Here is a 22,033-nt window from a genome sequence, read left to right as displayed (position 1 = left end):
CACAGTGGAGAACGCGTATGGTAACTATAAAACAAATTGCGGAGACGGCCGGCGTTTCGTCGAGTACGGTGTCGCGTATTTTAAATGACGATGCGACCTTGTCCGTTTCGTCAGCGACACGGCAAGCGGTATTAGAAACTGCCAACAAGTTAAAGTACGTTAAACGTAGCAAAGCCGCATCGATGAAAGCGGTCTGTCATGTGGCCGTGATCACGGTTTTTTCGGAAGCGCGTGAGGCAACGGATGCCTACTGGCGACAAATTTACCTAAGTATTGAAAAACATGCGCGACAGATGGGGGTCGTGATTGATGATGTTATTCGCATGGCGCAAGGGATTGAGCAACAAACGATTGCGGCGTATGATGCCATCATTATATTAGGGGATATTTCCCAACAAGCCATTTTTACGATTAAACAAATGAATCCACACTTAGTGTTGGTTGATAGCAAGGCACATTATGATGATATTGATGTGGTTGAACCGGAAATGGCCAATATCACTGCGAAAATTCTGGATGATTTTTATACTGCCGGTCGCCGTCATATTGGTTTTATTGGTGGGACGAATGAGTTATTTGAGTTGGATGGGACTACCAAAGGGATTGCGTCAGACGTACGAGAAACTGCGTATCAACAATGGATTGCAGCCCATCAGTTAACACCCTATATTTATACAGGGGGATGGCATGTTGAGACAGGTAGTCATGGGGCGGTGGCATTATTAGATGACGAGCCAAACATTGATGCACTCTTGGTTGCTTCAGATCCAATTGCCATTGGTGCCATCAATGCGTTGAAAATGCGTGGCCTTGAACCAGGCAAAGACATTGATATTGTCAGTTTTGATAATTTGGAATTGGCTGCCTACTTGGTACCAGCTTTAACAACGGTTGACTTAAAACCAGAAGTATTAGGCCAACAGGCGCTCGTACAAGCTTGTGAATTGGCCCGAAATAAGCGGGATTGGGCAGTTTGGACAACGATTCCTAGTCGGTTAATTTACCGCGAAACGCTCACGTCAACGAAAAAGTAAGCGTTTACATTTTAGTAAAATAATGATACTATATGCTTGTAATTTAGTAAAAGTTTCCTGGAGGAAGACAATGACTAGTGCAAGCATTTTTTTTGACGCTGAAAACAAGGTTTTTCATCTTAAAAATGATCAAATCTCGTATCTTTTTCAAGCTGATACGGGTGATATTTTAAGTCATCTTTACTTTGGTCGGCAGATATCAACGTATCATGACCAACGGCGTTATCCCAGAATAGACCGTGGTTTTTCACCAAATCCAGCTGGTAATCCTGGCCAATTGGATCGTGGGTATTCGAAAGACACGTTACGGCAGGAGTTTTCAGGCTTTGATACGGGGGATTTTCGGCAACCAGCTGTCGTGATTCGTGCTGAAAATGGTGCGCAAGCAACCGATTTTCGTTACGTCGATTATGAGATACAAGCGGGTAAGCCAGATTTAGTGGATTTGCCACAAGCATACGTCCTAGCACCTGAAGAAGCCAAAACGTTAATTGTCCGGTTGGCTGATGCCACGTTAGATGCAGAACTGTTCTTGTCTTATACCATCTTTGCTGATCGACCAGTCATTGCGCGATCTGCGAAACTCGTTAACCGTGGCACGCAAAAGCTACAGGTTGAAAAACTGGTATCAGTACAATTAGACGTCATTGAAAATCAACTAGAAGTTATTTCGCTACATGGGGCACATTTGAACGAACGTCAGATGGAACGTAAAAGCTTGCCACATGGCATCACGTCATTTGCCAGTCACCGTGGTGGTAGCTCACATCATATGAATCCGTTTATCGCGTTAGTTGCGCCAGATACGACGGAAGATAGTGGCACAGCAATTGGTGTACAGCTCGTGTATTCGGGGAACCATCAATTTACGCTGGAAAAAGATTACGTGGATCAGGTACGCGTCCTAGCGGGCATTAACGAACAAGGGTTTAGTTGGCAATTGCTACCAGATGAAGCGTTTCAGGCACCTGAAGCCTTACTCGTGTATTCAGAGGCTGGTTTAAACGGGATGTCGCAAGCGTATCATCACTTATTGCGTGAACGTGTTGCGCGCGGGCGTTTCCAATATGCACCGCGCCCCATTGTCATTAACAATTGGGAAGCCACGTATTTCAATTTTGATGCGGAAAAAATTGATCATATTGTGGATCAAGCCGCACCGCTAGGTATTGAAATGTTTGTGTTAGACGATGGTTGGTTTGGTCATCGTGATGCGGATACAAGTTCCTTGGGTGATTGGTATGAATACGCTGACAAACTCAAATCGGGTGGTGGGTTAGCTGGTATTTCTCAGCGTGTGCATGATCGTGGCATGCAGTTTGGGATTTGGATTGAGCCGGAAATGGTCTCAAAGGACTCACAACTTTATCGTGCACATCCAGATTATGCCATTCAAATCCCGAATCGCGCGATGACGCCCAGTCGGGATCAACATGTGTTAGATTTTTCTCGCCAAGAAGTTGTGGACGCCATTTACGATCAAATTTCAGCCATTTTGGACGACGTGCCGCTTGACTATATTAAATGGGATATGAATCGCCATTTAACCGAGGTGTATTCAGCAGTCTTACCAGCGGATCGACAGGGCGAAGTGGCTCACCGTTATGTATTAGGGGTGTATCAGTTAGCTGAACGACTCACAACAGCCTATCCAAACATCCTATTTGAAGGTTGCTCAGGTGGCGGGGGTCGTTTTGATGCCGGCATGCTGTATTATTTCCCACAATCATGGGCGTCAGATAATACAGACCCAGTTGATCGGTTAAAAATCCAGTATGGGACATCATTGAGCTATCCGATTTCAAGTATGACGGCGCATGTATCAGCTTCGCCTAACCATCAGACCGGTCGTGAAAGTAGTTTGACCATGCGTGGGGATGTTGCTATGGCGGGTGTCTTTGGTTACGAACTCGATCTAAGCCAGTTATCAGATACCGACAAAACGCAAATCAGTGAACAAGTGGCGTTTTACAAAACGCATCGGGACTTAATTCAGTATGGGGACTTCTATCGCATTCAGTCACCTTTTGAAAGCAACGATGTGGCTTGGCAATTTGTCAGTGCAGATAAAACAGAAACACTGCTGTTCCAGTATCGTGTGCTATCAGAAGGGCAACCACCACTTCATGTCACCAAGCTCAGCCATTTGGCGCCGGATAAGACTTATTTTGAGCCGGCCACTGGTCAAGTATTTGGTGGGGATGAACTGATGGCTGTTGGCTTCTACAATACACCGTGGCCACAAGCTGACTTTACCTCACGTGTGCGTTATTTTAAACAAGTATAAGCATATGGTAGTGGTCTGAGGTCAGTGTTGATGAAAGGAAAAACAAATGACAACAATTTATGATGAACTCGCAACAGTCTATCACACACAATTTCAAACACAACCAACTGACAAATTTTTCTCCCCAGGACGTATTAATTTAATTGGTGAACATACGGATTATAATGGGGGTCACGTTTTTCCGGCGGCAATTACCTTAGGGACTTATGGGGTCGCGGGTAAGCGTACGGATAAATTGGTGAAGTTGTATTCGACCAATATGCCCGAGGTGGGGGTCATCACATTTGATATTAACGATGAAACCCAGTTACCACATGGGTCATGGGGCAACTTTGTCAAAGGGGTTTTGCAAGCTTTACGTGGATATGGCAATCAGTTTGAAACGGGATTTGAATTGGTCATTTCGGGCAACATCCCCAATGGCTCAGGGCTCTCGTCGTCATCGTCACTCGAATTATTGATTGGTGTGGTCGCCAAAAAGTTATATGACTTGAAGGTGCCTAGATTACAATTGGTAGCGAGTGGCCAACGTGCTGAAAATGATTTTGTCGGCGTTAATACAGGCATTATGGATCAGTTTGCGATTGGTTTTGGCGAAGCTGATCACGCTATTTATTTGGATACGAATACAATGATTTATGAGATGATCCTAACACACTTAGGAGATCACGTCATTGTCATTATGAATACGAATAAACGGCGTGAGTTAGCAGATTCAAAATATAACGAACGCGTGCGTGAAACGCAAGCGGCGGTCGTTGACTTACAACAAAAGCTCAACATTCAATTCCTTGGGCAATTGGATCGTGCGACGTTTGATCAAAATGCAGCATTGATTGCGGATGAAACAGTTCGCCGTCGTGCGCGTCATGCGGTTTATGAAAATGAACGGACGCAAGATGCTGTGAAAGCCCTACAGGCTAATGATTTGGTTGGCTTTGGGCAACTGATGAATGCCTCGCACCAATCACTAAAAGCAGATTATGAAGTCACAGGCATTGAACTCGATACTTTGGCTGAAACTGCCCAACAGGTGCCGGGTGTCTTAGGTGCACGGATGACTGGTGCTGGTTTTGGTGGCTGTGCGATTGCCTTAGTACATCGCGATGCAGTCGCGACACTGGAAAAAACAGTTGGTGAACGCTATGAAGCGGTGGTGGGTTACGCGCCATCATTTTATGCGGCTAACATTGGCACGGGTGCACATTGGGTTGGCGAAATTTGAGGTGACACGATGAATCAGAATGGCTTAATCACAGTCTTTGTCCAGCGTGTCATTGCTGAGACCGACTATACCGAACTAGATGAGACCTACTTAATTAATCAGGTGCTGGGCTGGCTTGGTGAGGCAGAATATCAAGTACCAACGACGTTGACCCCTTGGGAAGATGCGGACACCTTAACTTTACTGGATGCTTTAATTCGTGTGGCAGACACGAATGTGACATTGGTGCGTCGTGAGATGAACGCTGATATGTTGGGGGCGCAATTAATGGCCCTTTTTGTGCCACGGCCTTCTGAAGTGAACCGGATTTTTTGGGAAAAATATGCTAGTGCACCCGCTGCCGCTACGGACTACTTATTTGCATTATCACGCCGCAGTAACTACATTAAAACGCGTGAAATTGGTCAAAATATCTCGTTTCCGGTCACGACAAAATATGGCGCGTTACAAATCACGATTAATTTGTCGAAACCAGAAAAAGATCCTAAGATGATTGCGGCAGCGTTGCAGGCTCAAAAAAATACGCCTGTCAATTATCCAGTTTCGCAATTATCTCATGATAATGAAGGTTACTGGGGGCGGTTAGATTACCCAGCACGGGCAAATCATCGGGTGGTGGCCCTAACTTTGGGTGGGGAACCATGGTTTTTCCAATATTCACCGTATGCCTATTTCAACGAACATGCGATTGTTTTTTCAAAAACGATTCGGCCAATGCGCGTAGATGTGGCCCATTTAGCGAAATTATTAGAGTTTGTGACGTTATTTCCGGATTATTTTATCGGTTCCAATGCGGACTTGCCCATTGTCGGCGGCTCCATTCTAACCCATGATCATTTCCAGGCTGGGCGCTACGACTTGCCAATGGCTAAGGCTACGATTAAGACACCAATTACGTTGCCAGGTAGTCAAGTTGCGTCGGCTGGCGTGTTAAATTGGCCAATGACGGTGATTCGTTTGGCCGATGAAGACCAAGCCAACCTGCTACAAGCTGCCCAACAAATTATGACAACGTGGGCCCATTATAGCGATCCTGAGTTAGACATTCGCGCCTTTGATGCGCAGGGTGAACGCCATCATACGGTGACGCCAATTGCGCGCTATCGGGACGGGCGTTACGAACTCGACTTAGTGTTGCGGGATAATAACGTATCGGAGACGTACCCTGATGGTATTTTCCATCCCCACGTCGATGTCCAACATATTAAACAAGAAAATATTGGCTTAATTGAAGTCATGGGCTTAGCTATTTTACCACCAAGGTTAAAGACCGAACTTGAGGTCGTCAAGGCTTACTTATTAGGCCAAGTCGACCAGGTGGCACCAAAGCATCAATTGTGGGCTGAAACATTGCGTGTCAACACAACAATTACCCCTGATAATGTCACCGACGTCATTAATGACAGTGTCGGGCACATCTTTGAGCGGGTCTTAGAAGATGCGGGTGTCTATAAACATGACGCAGCCGGAGAAGCCGGTTTGGCACGTTTCTTACGGGCTGTCGCCCAAAATGCACAAGTATCAGATTAAAAACTTGAAAGGAAAATTATGATGGAAATTTTAACACAACCGTTTGGTGAGCAAGCAACATGCTACACCCTAGTCAACGACCAGGGTGTGGCCTTGAGTGTCACGGATTTTGGCGCGCGAATTGTGAGTTTGCGCGTCCCACTTGCGACAGGCGAACGTGAGTTGGTATTAGGTTTTGACAGTGCGGAAGAATACCAACAAAAGGATACCTTTATTGGGGCTACAATTGGCCGTGTTGCTGGTCGTATCGCTGGATCACATTGGCAAAACGATGGTGTCGACTACCAGTTTGAAGCCAATGAAAACGATAGTAATTTGCATAGTGGCGTGATCGGCTTCGATCAACGTTATTGGCAAGCTGCACCACAGGTGACAGCAACAGATGCAAGGGTTGTGTTTACGTATGTCAGTGAAGACGGGGAAAATGGTTTTCCTGGCCAAGTCACCGTTAACGTGACCTATGCTTTGGATAATGATAACGTGTGGCGGTTAACATATGACGCTACGACTGATGCGCCAACACTCTTTAATCCAACGAACCATGTCTACTTTAACTTGACGGGTGATCCGACGCAAAGCGTTGCAGCGCATCAGCTCAAGGTTGCCGCTGATTTCTTTGCGCCCATTGGTGATAAGAACTTAACGACTGGGGAAATACAGTCAGTGGCTGGCACAGGTTTTGATTTTCGTGAGGCAAAACCAGTTCGCACGACGATTGAGAGCACAGATGAGCAGCATCAACGCGTTGGTCATGGCCTTGATCATCCATTTTTGTTACAAGACACGCAGGGAGCACCACAAGCCGAACTGCTATCACCAGATGGTTTGGTGCGCGTTGCCATGACCACAACGGCGCCGGCAGTGGTTGTCTTTACGGGTAATTTTGGTACAGATTACAATCTGCCAATGCGCCAATCGCAATTGAAAAACCATGGGGGGATTACACTAGAGGCCCAAGCGGTACCTGGCGCCGAACGTTTTGCGCAATATGGCGATATTGTGCTAACGCCGGCATCGCCTTATCAGCAAGTCACCGAATTTAAGCTGGACTTTTAAAGTTGGCAACCTAAAGGAGATCACATGACAACATTACAGACGATTTTGGCACGTCGGGATTGGGAAAATCCGGTCGTAACCCAATGGCATCGCTTACCTAGTCATACAGATATGACCTATGATAATTTGGATCAAGGACGACCAGGTAGCCAAATCCAATCGCTTAACGGAACTTGGGGATTTAATTATTTTACGCACCTTGATGATATTGACGATACGTGGCGTGTGCAAGATTTACCAGATGCGACAACCATTACGGTTCCCGGCAACTGGCAATTAGCCGGTGATTATGACGTGCCATTGTATAGTAATGTGGCCTATCCGTTCCCCGTAACCCCGCCAATCGTGCCTGAAGAAAACCCAGTAGGGGCTTATTCAAAGACCATTCAAGTCGACGAAGCGTGGCTGGCTGACTCGAAAGAGACACATATTGTCTTTAATGGTGTCAGTTCAGCATTTTATCTTTGGGTCAACGGGACTTGGATCGGGTACTCAGAAGATAGCCGGTTACCCGCCGAATTTGATTTAACGCCACACCTGGTAGCGGGTGAGAATCGTATCGCTGTTTTGGTTTTGAAATGGAGTAAAGCGAGCTATTTTGAAGATCAAGATATGTGGCGGCTTTCTGGCATTTTCCGTGATGTTGAACTGGTGAACATGCCCAAGGTGCGTTTGTCAGACTTTGCCATCGATACCCAGTTAGCGGATGATTTGGATGATGCCGTGGTCACAGTGCGAGCTGAAATTGGAGATGTGGCGAATCAGGCATTACAAGTGCGGGCAACTTTATCTTGGGATGGCTTAGAAATCGCGTCAGATGAGACAACATTTGGCAACGACTTGGTGGATGAGCGTGGCGCCAATGCCCAAGAAGCGACCTTATCGCTACCAGTTCATCAGCCGAAACTGTGGTCAGCAGAAATGCCACAGCGCTATGACTTAACGCTGACATTGTTTGATGACGAGACGGTTTATCATACGGAAACCAAAAAAATTGGTATCCGACGCGTCGATATCAAGGACGGGCTCTTGCGTTTAAATAATCAGCCGCTGCTCATTCGCGGGGTGAATAAGCATGAATTCACGCCGGAGACGGGCTATTATGTCGATGAAGCGACGATGTTAAAAGATATTCGCTTACTCAAGGAGCATAATTTTAATGCTGTCCGATTATCGCATTATCCTAATGACCGTCGTTGGTATGAGTTATGTGATCAATACGGGTTGTATTTAGTCGATGAGGCGAATATTGAAACCCACGGGATGACCCCGATGAACCGTTTAACCAATGATGCCACATACTTGCCGCTCATGATGGCCCGCGTGACGCGCATGGTCAAGCGTGACTATAATCATCCTTCAGTCATTATTTGGTCACTTGGGAATGAGTCGGGTTATGGCCATAATCATGACGCGATGTATCAGTGGTTGAAGCAAGTGGATCCGTCACGACCAGTGCAATATGAGGGTGGTGGCGCTGATTCACCAGCGACCGATATTATTGCACCGATGTACGCGCGTGTGGATCAAGATCAAGTTGCGCCTGTGAATTCAAAATGGTCGATTAAGAAGTGGGTGAGTCAACCCGGCGAAACCCGGCCCCTTATTTTGTGTGAATATGCGCATAGTATGGGCAATAGCTTAGGTGGTTTTGCCAAATACTGGGATGCCTTTGAACAGTATCCACGTTTACAAGGTGGCTTTATCTGGGATTGGGTTGATCAAGGGTTGTTGAAAAATGAGACGACTGGTGAGTCATTTTACGCTTACGGTGGTGACTTTGGGGACCACCCCAATGATCGGCAATTCAGTCTGGATGGTTTGCTTTTACCAGACCGGACCCCAAAGCCAGCCTTACTGGAAGCGGCATTTTGTCAGCAGTACTTTGGCTTTTCGCTTGTTCGGACGCCGACTGGTCACCCCGAAGCGTTACAAGTTACTAGCAAGCATCTGTTTAAACATGTGGATGATGCGGTTTTGCAGTATCAGTGGGTGATCAATGGCATACCACAACCGCTGGCGAGTTTGCCACTTGATTTACCAGCTGGGGATACTATGACGGTACCTTTAACGGTGCCACAGGTTGCGACTGGTGATGTAACCTTAAATGTAACCATTATTCAGCAAACACCTGATGGCATTATTCGCCCGCAGACGCGTTTGGCTTACAATCAGTTTGTGATTCAAAATCGCCCATTAAAACCAGCCGTGCCTGACGTGACGACAAGTTTACCACCGGTAGTTGAACAAACAGCCGAAACCGTTACCATTACGGCCGGCCAACACCAGTTTGTCTTTGATGCCACGCGAGGTTGGTTAACACAGTGGTATTTTGCAGGGGTCAGTCAGCTCTTGACGCCGTTAAAAGATCAGTTTACCCGTGCGGCAATTGATAATGATATTGGCGTGAGTGAAGTCGGGCGTGTTGATCCAAATGCCTGGTATGAAAAGTGGCGTGCTAGTGGTTATGACCAATTGCAACCACGTTTGGGTGCGTTTGACGTGACAGCCAACGACCAAGGTGTCGTGGTAACGACGACACATGATTTTCTGTCACCAATTGATCAGCATGTGATGTTACAGTCAACTAAGCGTTACCAAATTTCACCGACCGGTGCGTTAGATTTGCAAGTTGATGTTTGGCGACAGATTGCTGACCCTGAACCAGCCCGAATTGGCTTAAATGTCCAATTAGCGACGGTACCAGAACAAGTGAACTACGATGGGCTTGGACCAATGGAAAATTATCCAGACCGTCGGGCAGCAGCGACCAAAGGCCGCTGGGCAGCATCATTAGCTGACTTATACACGCCTTACATTTTCCCAAGTGAAAATGGGTTGCGTACAGCTGTCACACATTTGCAATTTGGACAACATGATCTGCAAAGCACGACAACGTTGGCCTTTAATTTGTCACCGTATAGTCCGCAACAGTTGGCAAGTACGACACACCGCCATTTGCTCAAACCAGAGACTGGTGTGTGGCTCAACTTAGATGGTGCGCATATGGGTGTCGGTGGGGATGATTCTTGGTCACCAAGTGTGTCACCGGAATATCTATTATCTGACGAGCATTACCATTATGCGTTGCATTGGCAATTGCATGACCAACTTTAAATAAAAAATGAATGCTTTAAAAAGCTGTGTACTTCGAGACACAGCTTTTTTTGTTGGTTAAAATCGATGACTCACGTGTTTTTCTCGGCCTGTCGGAGTTTTTTGATGCGTCGTTTTAAAGTTGAGGCGCTAATACCCGTTTTTTTGGCCACTTGTTGATACGATAGGCCAGCTTGATGTTGTTGATAAGCGGCTAAAATTTCCATATCGGAATAGGTCTCTTTACGTCCTTCACGAAAATGGGGATTGTGGCGTCGGGCATAAGCTTTGCCTTCCTGTGTCCGTGTCAAAATCAGATCACGTTCAAACTGCGCAAAGGCAGAAAAAATGGTGAAAATCAGTTTACCCGTGGGACTTTCATCAATCAAGCCTAAATTTAAGATGTGGATGGCGACCCGTTGATCAAATAAATGTTGCATGACTTCGAGGGCCTCGTGGGTATTTCTGGCGAAGCGATCTAGCTTGGTCACAACAAGCATATCGTGAGGTTGTAACGTTTTTAAGAGTGTGTCAAAAACCGGCCGTTCAGTGGTTGTGCCGGTATATTTTTCTTTGAAAATTTGGTCAACACCAGCCTGGGTTAACTGCGCAACTTGGGCTTCAAGATGTTGGCCTTCTGTGCTAACTCTAGCATAGCCGTATTTCATATCATGATTCCTTTATTGTATTAATAATTTTTCCAAGACGCAAAAAAAGGTTCGCAACTCGAGAGATGCGAACCAGACACTTTGATAAGAGAATTATATCACAAAGGTAATTTAAATGCGTGTTTAATCGTTATCCTAAGTCATAATACGTGATAACTGGTGATTTGTTGGAATTGTTATGGTGGGGTTACATCTCTCGAGTTGTGCTACTAGAAAAACGGGATTGACTTTGAAATACCAAGCACAACTGTTACTTAGAAGGGAGAAAGGAACGATTACTATCATAAAAGCGAGGCGGGCTAAAAAACGCCGAAACCACCGTGGTTGGTGGTTATGGTTAAGTGTGCTGAGTCTGTGTTTGTTAACCATTGGACAAACTGTGACTGCTGCTGGTATAACGCCAACCTATCAAACCACACCAGCTGGCACGTCATCAACAGCTGCATGGACGATACCAGGGCAAGTGGACGTCATTAATCCCCAGGGTGGGCATGAGCGTGAGGGCTGGGACAATGTCACCCAATGGGATGGTGCACCTGATAACATGCGCAATGCCTATCTCAAATTTGGCGGTCATGACGTCAACAATCCAGCTTATCAAATACGACAATATGCACGCCAAACCACGACACCTGGCTTGTTTGATGTTTTCTTGAATGTTAAAGGGAATCGGCAAGTGCCGATCAAACCAATTGATATTGTTTTGGTCACTGACATGTCCGGATCCATGAATTCAGTGTTCAACGGTGGCATCAAGCGAGAATATGCGATGCGTGAAGGTATTGAAAAATTTATGCAAACCATCAATGACGCAGGCTATGGTGACTTTGTCAATGTTGGACTTGTTGCTTTTGCCGCCAAAGACAGTGACAAAGAACCAGGGATTTGGTCAGAGAATATTGAGCGTGTTAGTAATACAGCGCATGTTGCAAACATTAATAAGATTCTCAGAAATCCACCTGCTGGCGGAACGTTTACACAAAATGGTCTTCGTGAAGCACAAAACATGTTGGCAAGTGATGCCAGTGACCATAAAAAAATCATGGTGTTATTGACTGACGGAATTCCGACGCAATCATACAAAGTAACTCAAGCCAAAGTAGTTGATGGGCACGTTATCGGGACGGGTTTTAGTCAAGCATGGGATTATCCAGGGTATACGTCACAGTTTGTCGAAAGCCATTATCCTGACTGGATAGAGAGACCAGCGCCGTATCAAGTTGATGGCCAAATGATTCCAGATACTTGGGCAGCTACGTTAGGGGGAGGCCTACGCACTGCGGGAAAAAGGGACTGAACTACATACATTAGGTATTCAGTTGGATATGGATAGTTGGGGTACAGGTAATAATTCTCACATGTATTTAACCAAAACGCAAGTACGTGAACGCATGGCATTACTCGCAACACCTGGCCACTATCAAGATGCTAATACGTTAGATGACGTTGGCACTTATTTAGCAGGTCAAGTCAATAGTGTCTTAAGTGAGTTTTATACGGTAAAAAACGGGACGGTGCATAATCCGATTGGTGAACAATTTACATATGCGGACACAGCATTTACCGTGACCAGTGTGGGTAAAAAAGTGGTTGATAACTTACCAAGTGTGACACGTGATACCCAACAAGTGACCGTTAACAACCTGAATCTGGGGCAAGATCAAGAGATTCAGCTGCATTATCAGGTCCATCTCAAGACGGAAGCGCAAAACTTTCAACCTGATTTTTGGTACCAAGTGAGTGGGCAAACGTCATTAACCCCAACTGAAAAAGACGCCGCAGTGGCCTTTGGTATACCTTCTGCTAAAGCAGCCGGAACCAAGTTGCAGGTGACTAAAAAATGGGTGGATGATATTGATCGCACAAAACGACCCGACCAAATTCAGTTTGGCATTGGGCGAAAAGTGGCTGATCAGTTAACTGATTGGCGGGCGGTTGGACAGCTAACAGCTACGGAAAATTGGCAAAAGACAGTCGCCCAAAGCATGCAAGACGGGCAATCGGTGTGGCTACCCGCCTATAATAACCAAGGCCAAGCATTCGATTATCAGGTTTTAAATGAGCAGACAGCGGGTTACGTGACACAAATTACGCAACAAGGTAATCAGGCGACGGTAACAAATTGCCAATATGGCTTAATGATTGACAAAATCGCCCAAGGGACAACATCACCCGTCAAAGGTGCGACGTTTACCGTATCATCTTCAGATGGTCAGCAGGTCCTGACGGTTCAGCCGGGCCAATGCCAGCTGTTGACACCAGGCGACTACACCATTCAAGAAACTCAGTCACCCAGTGGGTTTCAAATGGCCAAAACCACGTATCATTTAACGCTGACGACAGACGGGCAGTGGTTAAGTGATGGGCAAGCCATTACAGCGACTGCGCCTGAATCAGACGGTGATGGCGTTAAGGATGGTTTTTCAATTGACCAGACATTATCGCATAATGCCAGTCAAACTAATGTTGTCAAATTAACGCAAAATAATCCCATTAAGCCATTCAAATTAGTGGTGAAAAAGACGGATGCCCAGACAACCCTACCTGTGTCAGGCGCACAATTTGAGCTTAAAGCGCTAACGGGTGAGATGCTAACCCTTAAAGCCAATCGACATGGCACAGCATTTACCGTGATGCATTTAACCCCAGGTACTTACACCTTGACCGAACGTCAAGCGCCTCAAGGTTACTTACCTGCCGAACCAATCGTGATGGTCATTTCGCCAGATGGCCGTGTCCAAGTGACCGGTGGGACTAAACAGTGGGCCACCAAGTTAACCAACGATCAAACTGATAATCAAGTTATCTTGCAAGTTCCAAATCGGAATCAAGCCGTTTTGCCAAACACAGGTGGGGCTGGTCAGTTACCTTATTTGATGGTGGCTGGTGGTTTACTGAGTGTCGGTTTCTTGCTTCATTCGGGTTACCAGTATGGCCAACGCCGGAGGCAGAAAAAATGATTAAAAAGATGCTGTACTTTTTAACGGGTTGTTGCTTGTTTGGCTTGCTAAGTTGGCAATTTAACTGGCCAGTATTGGCACAAAATCAAACTGATACGACCATTGCGTTGCAACATCAAGTTGTGCATCAGACCAAGCAACGGACACGCTTTGATTTGTATGACATGTCAAATTTGGCAGCGGCCCATCATCAAGATCACCATTATAACCAGACGCTGAAAACACAAGCGCAGACCATTCAGACGGTGATCCAAGATCAGCATTTGGCGTTAGTTGATTCGCAAGTAACGGATGCATCAGGACAACTTGTGTTTCATGTCCCGCAAGCAGGTGACAAGACTTATCTGATTGTGCAACGCCAGCCGGATGCTGTGACGCAAAATGGTCAAACCGATCAAGTGTTGGCTGATCCAATGGTTATCAAAATGGCTGATTATGTCGGGTTGGCACAACCAGCAACGATTCAAACCAAGTCGACGGTTTTAAAACACCAGCCATATTTTTTTAAGTATGGACGAACGCAAAATAAAGGGGAAATCCCTTTGTCAGCGGTGCGTTTTGTGTTATATCAGCGCCGACAACGACAAAAATACTATCTGACGCAAACGGGTGATTGGTGTCAGAGCACCACACCCAAACAAGATTCGCGGGTCAAAAAGATTGTATCCGATAGCCAAGGCTTGGTGATACTGCAAGATTGCCAGTTACCAGCAGGCCGGTATTTTTTTGAGGAAGTTCAAACCCAACCGAATTATCTGATATCACCGGCTGCGCGGGCCATTCAGTTGGACGTACCCGTAGTAGCAGATCATACGCCATTAACACCGATGCGTTTGAACGGTGAGCCATTGTGGCAAACAGCCGCTGGTCAGTTACCCAATACGGTGATGACAACGGCTCAACCGCGCGTTATCAATGCACAAAAACAAGGCACCACTCAGTTACCAGCAACAGGACAAGCCAAGGCGATGATGTCCCTGATTGGCCTAACTATTTTGGTCATGAGTTTTGTCGTGTTAGTTGGGTTATATACGAAGAGAGGATTAAATCATGAAAAGTAGTATCTGGTCAAAACTAGTAGCCATTGGCTTATTGCCCATTTTGATCGCAACAATTATCGGTGCGTTCAGCGGGGCTGTATCTGCAGATACAACACCAAGTACAGTTACTGTTACCTTACACATGCGGGGATTTGAGACAGGCCAAGTTCCAGCTAACAAAGAAAATTCTGGTGTGGTTGATAACGATTTTGGCGGGACGCCTTTAGCAAATGTCACCGTTACAGCGTATGATGTCACAGCACAGTATTTACGGTTACGCCAAACGGGCCAAACTGCACAAAATGCTGTGGCAACAATGCAACAGGATGCGCAAAAAACTGTCCCAAGTTATGTGACGAAGTTGTCAGACGCGACAACGGGTCAAGACGGCAATGCGACGTTTGCTAATTTAGCGGCCAAAGATGGTGACAAGGACAAGGTTTATTTGTTTTTAGAAACCAATTCTTCAAGTAATATTACACAACGTGCCACGCCGAGTGTTTTAGCTTTACCAATTTATCAACCTGGATCAGATATGCAGATTAACCCAAATATCCATATTTATCCTAAAAATGAACAGACGAACGCCTTTTCAAAAGATTTGACCGCACAAAGTAAGGCCGATTTGACGGTGAATTTACCCGATGGCTCAAAAATCTATAATGCTACTATTGGCCAAACGTTTAGTTATCAATTACAAGTGGCAGTCCCTTGGAATATCCAAGATAAATCAACGTTCAACGTCGTTGATACCCCAAATTTAGGCATTGATGACGTGGCGAGTACCGTCAAAATCGATGGGTTAGTCCAAGGAACGGACTACCAAGTGACGGCAACAACTGCAACGACAAAAGAGGGCAAAGGGTTTAGAATCACATTTAACCCAAAAACTACTCGTATGACAGCAATGGCAGGAAAACAGTTAGTCGTTACCTACGATGCTATGTTAACCAAAGCCGCCGCACCAGAAAAAGGCTTGACGAACGCCGCTACTTTCACCGTTGATCAGGAAGTCGTCACGACCGAAGGTGACGGGTTAAAAATCTATACTGGCGGTGCTACCTTTGTTAAAGTGGATAAACAAAGTCAAGCCAGGCTGGCTGGGGCTGTTTTCCAACTAGTCAAGGTTGATCATCAAGAAAATATCATAGCTTATGCGAATCAAGCTACCGATGGCAGTTACCAGTGGGCAACAAGTGCCAATCAGGCCACAGGATATGTGACGGATTCACAAGGTATGCTAAGCTTGCAAAATTTGATCTATTCAGCAAAATTGCCGAATAACCAATACTATGCCTTACTTGAAATACAAGCACCAACGGGGTATGCACGCTTGGCAAAACCAGTGCCGTTTAATGTGACCAAAGGTAGCTATGCGAGTGCGCAAACCATTACCATTGAAAACACCAAAAAGGGCTTGCTGCCAGCCACTGGTGGTGTTGGCGTTTATATTTTCTTAGGTATGGGCGTGGTATTGATGGTTGGGGCTGCTTGGTGGTATAAAAAACACCACACGATTTAATGTGTGAATAAGAAAGACGATGTTATGACATTAGCACAAAACCACCGGTCATATTGGTTTCGGTGGCTGTTTGCTGGTATTTTTATCCTTGGCTTTTTGATTGCGACTTATCCATTTTATGTTAGCGCAGTTAATCATTTTATCGATCAACAGCGGTTAACAACATTAGCACGACAACAACAGGGAACTAGTCAGCCGAGTCAACCAAACGATCACGGCGACGAGGTAGCAGATCCGTTTTCAAATGCTACCCCGCCACAACAAATTGTTTTAAAACAACAATTGCTTGGCAGTATCACAGTGCCAAGTATTGGGTTATATACGCCACTATTTAAAAATACCAACGAGGTAACCTTAACCTATGGGGCAACGGTGCTACAAAATATGGATAGTCCAACTGGTGGGGTTGGGACGCATTGTGTCATTGCGGGGCACCGTGGCTTGGCCTCGAGAGTGCTATTCACCAATCTTAATCGTGTTAAGTCAGGGGATATTGTGATTTTAACGCTTGGGGATAAAAAATTAGCCTATCAAATTTTTATGACGCAAGTGGTGCGACCAGCTGATTTTCAGGTGATACAACGTCAACCTCAGCAGGACTTGCTGACATTAGTGACGTGTACGCCATACATGATCAATTCACATCGTCTACTGGTGACGGGTAGGCGCGTGCCGTATCAGCCGCGTTTTCAGAAAAAAATGACACAAACGATTCAGTCAGAAAATCTCAAGCAAGCTGGGATATTGCTAGCCATTGGGATGGCGCTTGGCGGTCAAATCTGTTGGTTTTGGTGGCGTTGGCGACGATCAGTCTGATACTAGATGTCTCTTGCTGACTGCCAAAAGTTAACGGGCAACACGGATAGGGGAAAAGGCAATCGGCTCATGAGCTGGTCGCCTTTTTTTCAAGCAAAATGATACAATAATAACATGATGACACCGGTTGAAAATGTGGATATTTTACCAGGCGTTGGCCCAAAGCGCTTGGCAGCTTTACATGAACTTGATATTTTTACCATTGAAGATTTATTGGGATATTTTCCGTTTCGCTATGAAGATTTAGGCGAACGACGGCCGTCAGAAACCTTGGATGGCGAGAAGGTGACCTTCAAGGGTGTGGTGAGTGCGCCCCCAGTGGTGACCCGTTTTGGCAAGAAAAACCAAACGCGCTTTGGCTTACTCATTGAACACGAAAATGTTCGCGTGACGTTTTTTAATCAGCCTTGGTTAGCACAAAATATCGCTGTTGGTCAGGAAGTGGCTGTATATGGGACGTATAATGCTGCGAAAGCAGCACTAACGGGCATGAAAATGATTAATGCCACGGCAAATGCTTTAGATCCAATTTATCCGGCCTCTAAACAAATCACGGCGAAGACAATTCGGAATTTAGTCGAATTGGCCTGGGCGGATGTCCGTTGGACGATGCCGGATCTCGTGCCGCTTAGTTTACGGCAGAAGTATCGGTTATTAGACCGCAATACTCAAATTGAACACATGCATTTTCCTACTGACATGCCAGCTGCGAAAGCAGCACGTCGGAGTGCGGCCTTTGAAGAATTTTTTATTTTCCAAATGCGTTTACAACTGTTGAAGTTGGCGGATCAAAAATTTGCGGGTGAAGGCATTGCCTATGATGCACAAGCGCTCAAAAAGTTTGAGGCAGGATTGCCATTTACACTAACCACCGCACAAAAAAAGGTGATTGCGGAAATTTTGCAAGATCAGCATCGGCCACGGCACATGAATCGCTTACTACAAGGGGATGTTGGTTCCGGAAAAACGGTTGTGGCGGCCATGGCGATGTATGCTGTCGTGACGGCAGGGCTACAAGCTGCCATTATGGCACCAACGGAAATTTTAGCGCAACAACACGCGTTGAATTTAGCACAGTTATTTGATCGTGCGGGTGTACAATTGCGCATTGAGTTGCTGACTAGTGGTTTGCGTGCTGCGGCGCGACGACAAATTTTAGAGGACCTTGAGAACGGTGAGATTGACATTTTAGTTGGGACACATGCGTTGCTACAACCAGACGTGGCATTCCACCATTTAGGGCTAGCGGTGATTGATGAACAGCATCGTTTTGGTGTGAACCAACGAGCCGCGTTACGTGAAAATGGGGTTAATCCGGATATTTTGGCGATGACGGCGACCCCTATTCCACGTACATTGTCAATCACAGCCTACGGTGAGATGGATGTGTCCATTATTGACCAATTACCTAGTGGCCGTAAAGCCATTGCCACCAAACGGCTGAGTCATAATCAGTTAGATGCCGCTTTGGCATTTGTGAAACAACAACTGGATGACGGGGCACAAGCCTACATCGTGACACCTTTGATTGAAGAGTCGGAGTCACTGGATGTGCAAAATGCGACCGCTATGTATGAAGCGATGCAGTTAGAATTGCCAGAATATACGATTGGTCTGTTACACGGCCGCTTATCAAATGATGAAAAAAAGCAGTTAATGGCTGATTTTAAGGCCAATCGGATTCAAGTTTTGGTGGCCACAACAGTGATTGAAGTTGGGGTGGATGTGCCCAATGCCAGCATTATGTTGATTTTAGATGCTGATCGCTTCGGGTTAGCGCAACTGCATCAACTGCGCGGCCGTGTTGGTCGTGGTAGTCGGCAATCGTATACGTTGCTGATAGCGGACCCTAAAACCGATTACGGCACAGCCCGTTTAGATGCGATGGTGGCGACGACTAATGGGTTTGTTTTGGCGCAAAAAGATTTGGAATTACGTGGTTCTGGTGATATTTTAGGTACCAAACAGTCCGGCGTCCCAGAATTTGTTGTGGGTGATCCAATCAAGGATCTGACGATGATGGAAATTGCCCAACAGGAAGCGATAGCGTTAGTGAGTCAGGAAAATTGGGACCAACAGCCAGAAAACCAAGCATTAGTTGCTTATTTATCACGTACGATGGCGCGCTATCGCCATTTTGATTAAGCAAAGTGAAAGAAAAGATGATTGAGGAGATACCTACCGATGGCTAAACCAGCTGACACCCCCATGATGGTGCAATATCACGAAATTAAAGCGCAATATCCAGATGCGTTCGTTTTTTATCGCTTAGGTGATTTTTACGAATTATTTGAAGAAGACGCCATTCAAGGGGCAAAATTGCTGGAATTGACGTTAACAGCGCGGAATAAAAATTCTGAAAATCCGGTGCCGATGGCCGGTATCCCCCATCATGCGGCGCAAAACTATATCGATATTTTAGTTGATCAGGGTCATAAGGTTGCCATTGTGGAACAAATGGAAGATGCTGCCGTAGCCAAAGGTATGGTGAAACGCGATGTTGTCCAACTCATTACACCAGGGACAAAGTTATCGGGTGGCGCCGGTTCAGATAAACAAAACAATTATTTGGCGGCCGTATTACCGGATGGCCAGGCTTGGGCCATGGCTTATATTGATTTATCGACCGGTGAATTGAAAGCCACAACCAGCCAACAATTTAATGATGTCGTAGATGAATTACGGTCGTTGGAAGTGAAGGAAGTCGTTTTACGCCAAAATGATCCCGAGACGATCAAGCAACAAATGGCAACGAAATTAGGCGAGCATGGGTTAGTCATTTCGACGCAAACGGAAGTAGCATCGTCCGCAACGATTAGTTTTTTGACGCAAAATCTCACGCATCCGTTAGAAGTTGCGGTCACGACGATGTTGTTAGGGTATATTTTTGATACCCAACGTCGTAACCTCGAACATATTGTGCCCGCGGAAAGTTATGAGCGGTTAGCTTACCTGAAATTTAATCAAGATACCCGGATTAATTTAGATTTGGTCGAAAATACTCGTACCAAAAAACGGGCGGGCTCATTACTGGGGTTAATTGACGAAACCCATACAGCAATGGGCGGCCGTTTATTGAAACAATGGGTGTTGAAACCGTTACGGGTACAGGCTGATATTGAAGCACGACTGGAACTTGTACAAGCTTTCCAAGCTGACTTTTTTACCCGAGGCACGTTACAAGATCATTTGAAGTCGGTCTATGATTTGGAACGTTTGGCAGCACGCGCAGCGATGGGGACTATGAATGCGCGTGAACTCGTCCAGTTAAAACGCTCATTGCGCGCAATTCCGGCGATAAAAGCGACTTTAGCAGAATCGCACAGTTTACTTCAAGCAGTTGGGCAACAGCTCGATGATATGGGCGACTTAGCTACCCTGATTGATGATGCCATTATGGACGAACCGCCAATTAGTGTGCGTGAAGGCAACATTATCAAAAATGGTTTTGATGCCAAAATTGATGAGTATCGTCAAGTGCTCACCGATAATCAGCAGTGGCTGGCGCAATTAGAAGCTGATGAACGCGCCGCGACTGGCATTGGGTCATTGAAAGTCGGGTATAATAAGAACTTCGGTTACTTTATCGAAGTGACCAAAGCCAATATTGGGAAATTAGCGGAAAATCGGTATGAACGCCTGCAAACTTTGACCAACGCGGAACGGTTTGTCACGCCTGAACTGAAGGCACATGAACGGCTGATTATTGAAGCCCAAGCCAAGCAAACCGAACGCGAGTATGATTTGTTTGTTACCGTTCGTGACCATGTGAAGGCTGGGATTGGGCGTTTGCAGACGTTAGCTCAGCAAGTCGCACGTTTAGACGTGCTGGCGGCGTTAGCTGATGTTGCGGACAATCGCCGTTTTGTCCGACCAGTCTTTACTACTGGTAATCACATTGCCATTGAGCAGGGTCGACATCCGGTTGTTGAATCTTTGTTGCCGGCTGGTGAATTTGTGGCCAATGATGTCATGCTGGATGATCAAACTAATATGCAATTGATTACGGGGCCAAATATGGCGGGTAAGTCAACCTACATGCGGGAATTAGCTTTGATTGTCATTTTGGCACAAATGGGTAGTTTTGTGCCTGCCTCAGCGGCTGAGTTACCCATCTTTGATCAAATCTTTACGCGTATTGGGGCCAATGACGATATGGCTATGGGACAGTCAACCTTTATGGTAGAAATGGCAGAGGCCAACCACGCGTTGCAAGAAGCGACGGCGCATTCGTTGATTTTATTTGACGAATTGGGTCGGGGCACAGCAACCTATGACGGGATGGCTTTGGCACAGGCGATTATTGAGTTTTTAAATACGCATGTGCATGCCAAAACATTGTTTTCAACCCACTATCATGAACTGACGGTGTTGGCTGATCAACATGCTGGTATTGCCAATGTTCATGTCGGTGCTGTTGAAGATGCGGATGGCCAATTGCATTTCTTACATCAAATTCAAACAGGTCCTGCGGACAAGTCTTACGGGATTCACGTGGCTGCGTTAGCCGGCTTACCTGATGAATTAATTGCCAATGCGACGCACATTTTGTCACAACTTGAAAACCAAAAATCAGTTGTCGTGGCGAGTGAACCCGTTGCACCAGAGCCTACTGCGTCAGCGCAACAGTTAGCCGAACAGGTGCCATTATTTGATGTGGCCACAACTGATGACAAGACCCAACAATTGTTAGCGCAATTAGATCAGTTAGATATTTTAAACATGACACCGATTGATGCGATGAACGCATTGCATACCTTGAAGAAAATGCGACAGTAGGAGGCGTGCCACGTTGCACG

General features: G+C 45.9%; 14 protein-coding genes. 13 read left to right on the top strand and 1 reads right to left on the bottom strand.

Annotated elements, in window-relative coordinates:
- Positions 1–17 precede the first annotated feature (17 nt).
- The 6 genes from FGL80_RS00925 to FGL80_RS00900 all read left to right on the top strand — a co-directional run bounded on the left by FGL80_RS00925 (position 18) and on the right by FGL80_RS00900 (position 10,249).
- Positions 18–1,034: a LacI family DNA-binding transcriptional regulator gene (locus tag FGL80_RS00925; protein WP_147001701.1), complete on the top strand. Its 1,017-nt coding sequence runs from the start codon at positions 18–20 to the stop codon at positions 1,032–1,034.
- 70 nt (positions 1,035–1,104) lie between these two features.
- A complete protein-coding gene (locus FGL80_RS00920; protein ID WP_147001700.1) occupies positions 1,105–3,321 on the top strand; it encodes an alpha-galactosidase in 2,217 nt (738 codons plus the stop codon).
- Positions 3,322–3,367: 46 nt separating this feature from the next.
- On the top strand, positions 3,368–4,546 hold the full coding sequence (locus FGL80_RS00915) for a galactokinase (RefSeq protein ID WP_147001699.1): 1,179 nt from the start codon (positions 3,368–3,370) through the stop codon (positions 4,544–4,546).
- Between the two features lie 9 nt (positions 4,547–4,555).
- Entirely contained in the window at positions 4,556–6,076 is a 1,521-nt protein-coding gene (locus FGL80_RS00910) for a UDP-glucose--hexose-1-phosphate uridylyltransferase (protein WP_147001698.1), read from the top strand.
- Between the two features lie 18 nt (positions 6,077–6,094).
- Positions 6,095–7,132, top strand: coding sequence for an aldose epimerase family protein (locus FGL80_RS00905; protein WP_244297939.1), 1,038 nt, complete (start codon positions 6,095–6,097; stop codon positions 7,130–7,132).
- Between the two features lie 24 nt (positions 7,133–7,156).
- Positions 7,157–10,249, top strand: coding sequence for a beta-galactosidase (locus FGL80_RS00900; protein WP_147001697.1), 3,093 nt, complete (start codon positions 7,157–7,159; stop codon positions 10,247–10,249).
- A gap of 71 nt (positions 10,250–10,320) precedes the next feature.
- Here FGL80_RS00900 and FGL80_RS00895 read toward each other — a convergent pair whose 3' ends face one another.
- Positions 10,321–10,896 (bottom strand): recombinase family protein, encoded by a 576-nt coding sequence (locus FGL80_RS00895; protein WP_147001696.1) that lies wholly within the window; start codon positions 10,894–10,896, stop codon positions 10,321–10,323.
- A 358-nt stretch (positions 10,897–11,254) separates the two neighbouring features.
- Here FGL80_RS00895 and FGL80_RS00890 point away from each other — a divergent pair, with 358 nt between their 5' ends.
- The 7 genes from FGL80_RS00890 (at position 11,255) to mutS (ending at position 22,013) form a co-directional block, all read left to right on the top strand.
- Positions 11,255–12,193 carry a vWA domain-containing protein gene (locus FGL80_RS00890; RefSeq protein ID WP_186737159.1) on the top strand — a complete coding sequence of 313 codons (939 nt, stop codon included), beginning with the start codon at positions 11,255–11,257 and terminating at the stop codon, positions 12,191–12,193.
- A 28-nt stretch (positions 12,194–12,221) separates the two neighbouring features.
- Positions 12,222–13,856: an MSCRAMM family protein gene (locus tag FGL80_RS00885; RefSeq protein ID WP_147001694.1), complete on the top strand. Its 1,635-nt coding sequence runs from the start codon at positions 12,222–12,224 to the stop codon at positions 13,854–13,856.
- Positions 13,853–14,917, top strand: coding sequence for a SpaA isopeptide-forming pilin-related protein (locus FGL80_RS00880; protein WP_147001693.1), 1,065 nt, complete (start codon positions 13,853–13,855; stop codon positions 14,915–14,917). Before FGL80_RS00885 ends, FGL80_RS00880 begins: the two co-directional genes overlap by 4 nt.
- On the top strand, positions 14,907–16,418 hold the full coding sequence (locus FGL80_RS00875) for a SpaH/EbpB family LPXTG-anchored major pilin (RefSeq protein ID WP_147001692.1): 1,512 nt from the start codon (positions 14,907–14,909) through the stop codon (positions 16,416–16,418). Before FGL80_RS00880 ends, FGL80_RS00875 begins: the two co-directional genes overlap by 11 nt.
- 24 nt (positions 16,419–16,442) lie before the next feature.
- A complete protein-coding gene (locus tag FGL80_RS00870) occupies positions 16,443–17,234 on the top strand; it encodes a class C sortase (protein ID WP_147001691.1) in 792 nt (263 codons plus the stop codon).
- A 114-nt stretch (positions 17,235–17,348) separates the two neighbouring features.
- Positions 17,349–19,379 (top strand): ATP-dependent DNA helicase RecG, encoded by a 2,031-nt coding sequence (gene recG / locus FGL80_RS00865; RefSeq protein WP_147001690.1) that lies wholly within the window; start codon positions 17,349–17,351, stop codon positions 19,377–19,379.
- 39 nt (positions 19,380–19,418) lie between these two features.
- Positions 19,419–22,013, top strand: coding sequence for a DNA mismatch repair protein MutS (mutS, locus tag FGL80_RS00860; RefSeq protein WP_147001689.1), 2,595 nt, complete (start codon positions 19,419–19,421; stop codon positions 22,011–22,013).
- Positions 22,014–22,033 lie beyond the last annotated feature (20 nt).

Origin of the sequence: Leuconostoc lactis, from assembly GCF_007954625.1 — a bacterium.
Taxonomy (GTDB): Bacteria; Bacillota; Bacilli; order Lactobacillales; family Lactobacillaceae; genus Leuconostoc; species Leuconostoc lactis_A.
This window is presented reverse-complemented; position numbering and strand designations above follow the sequence as displayed.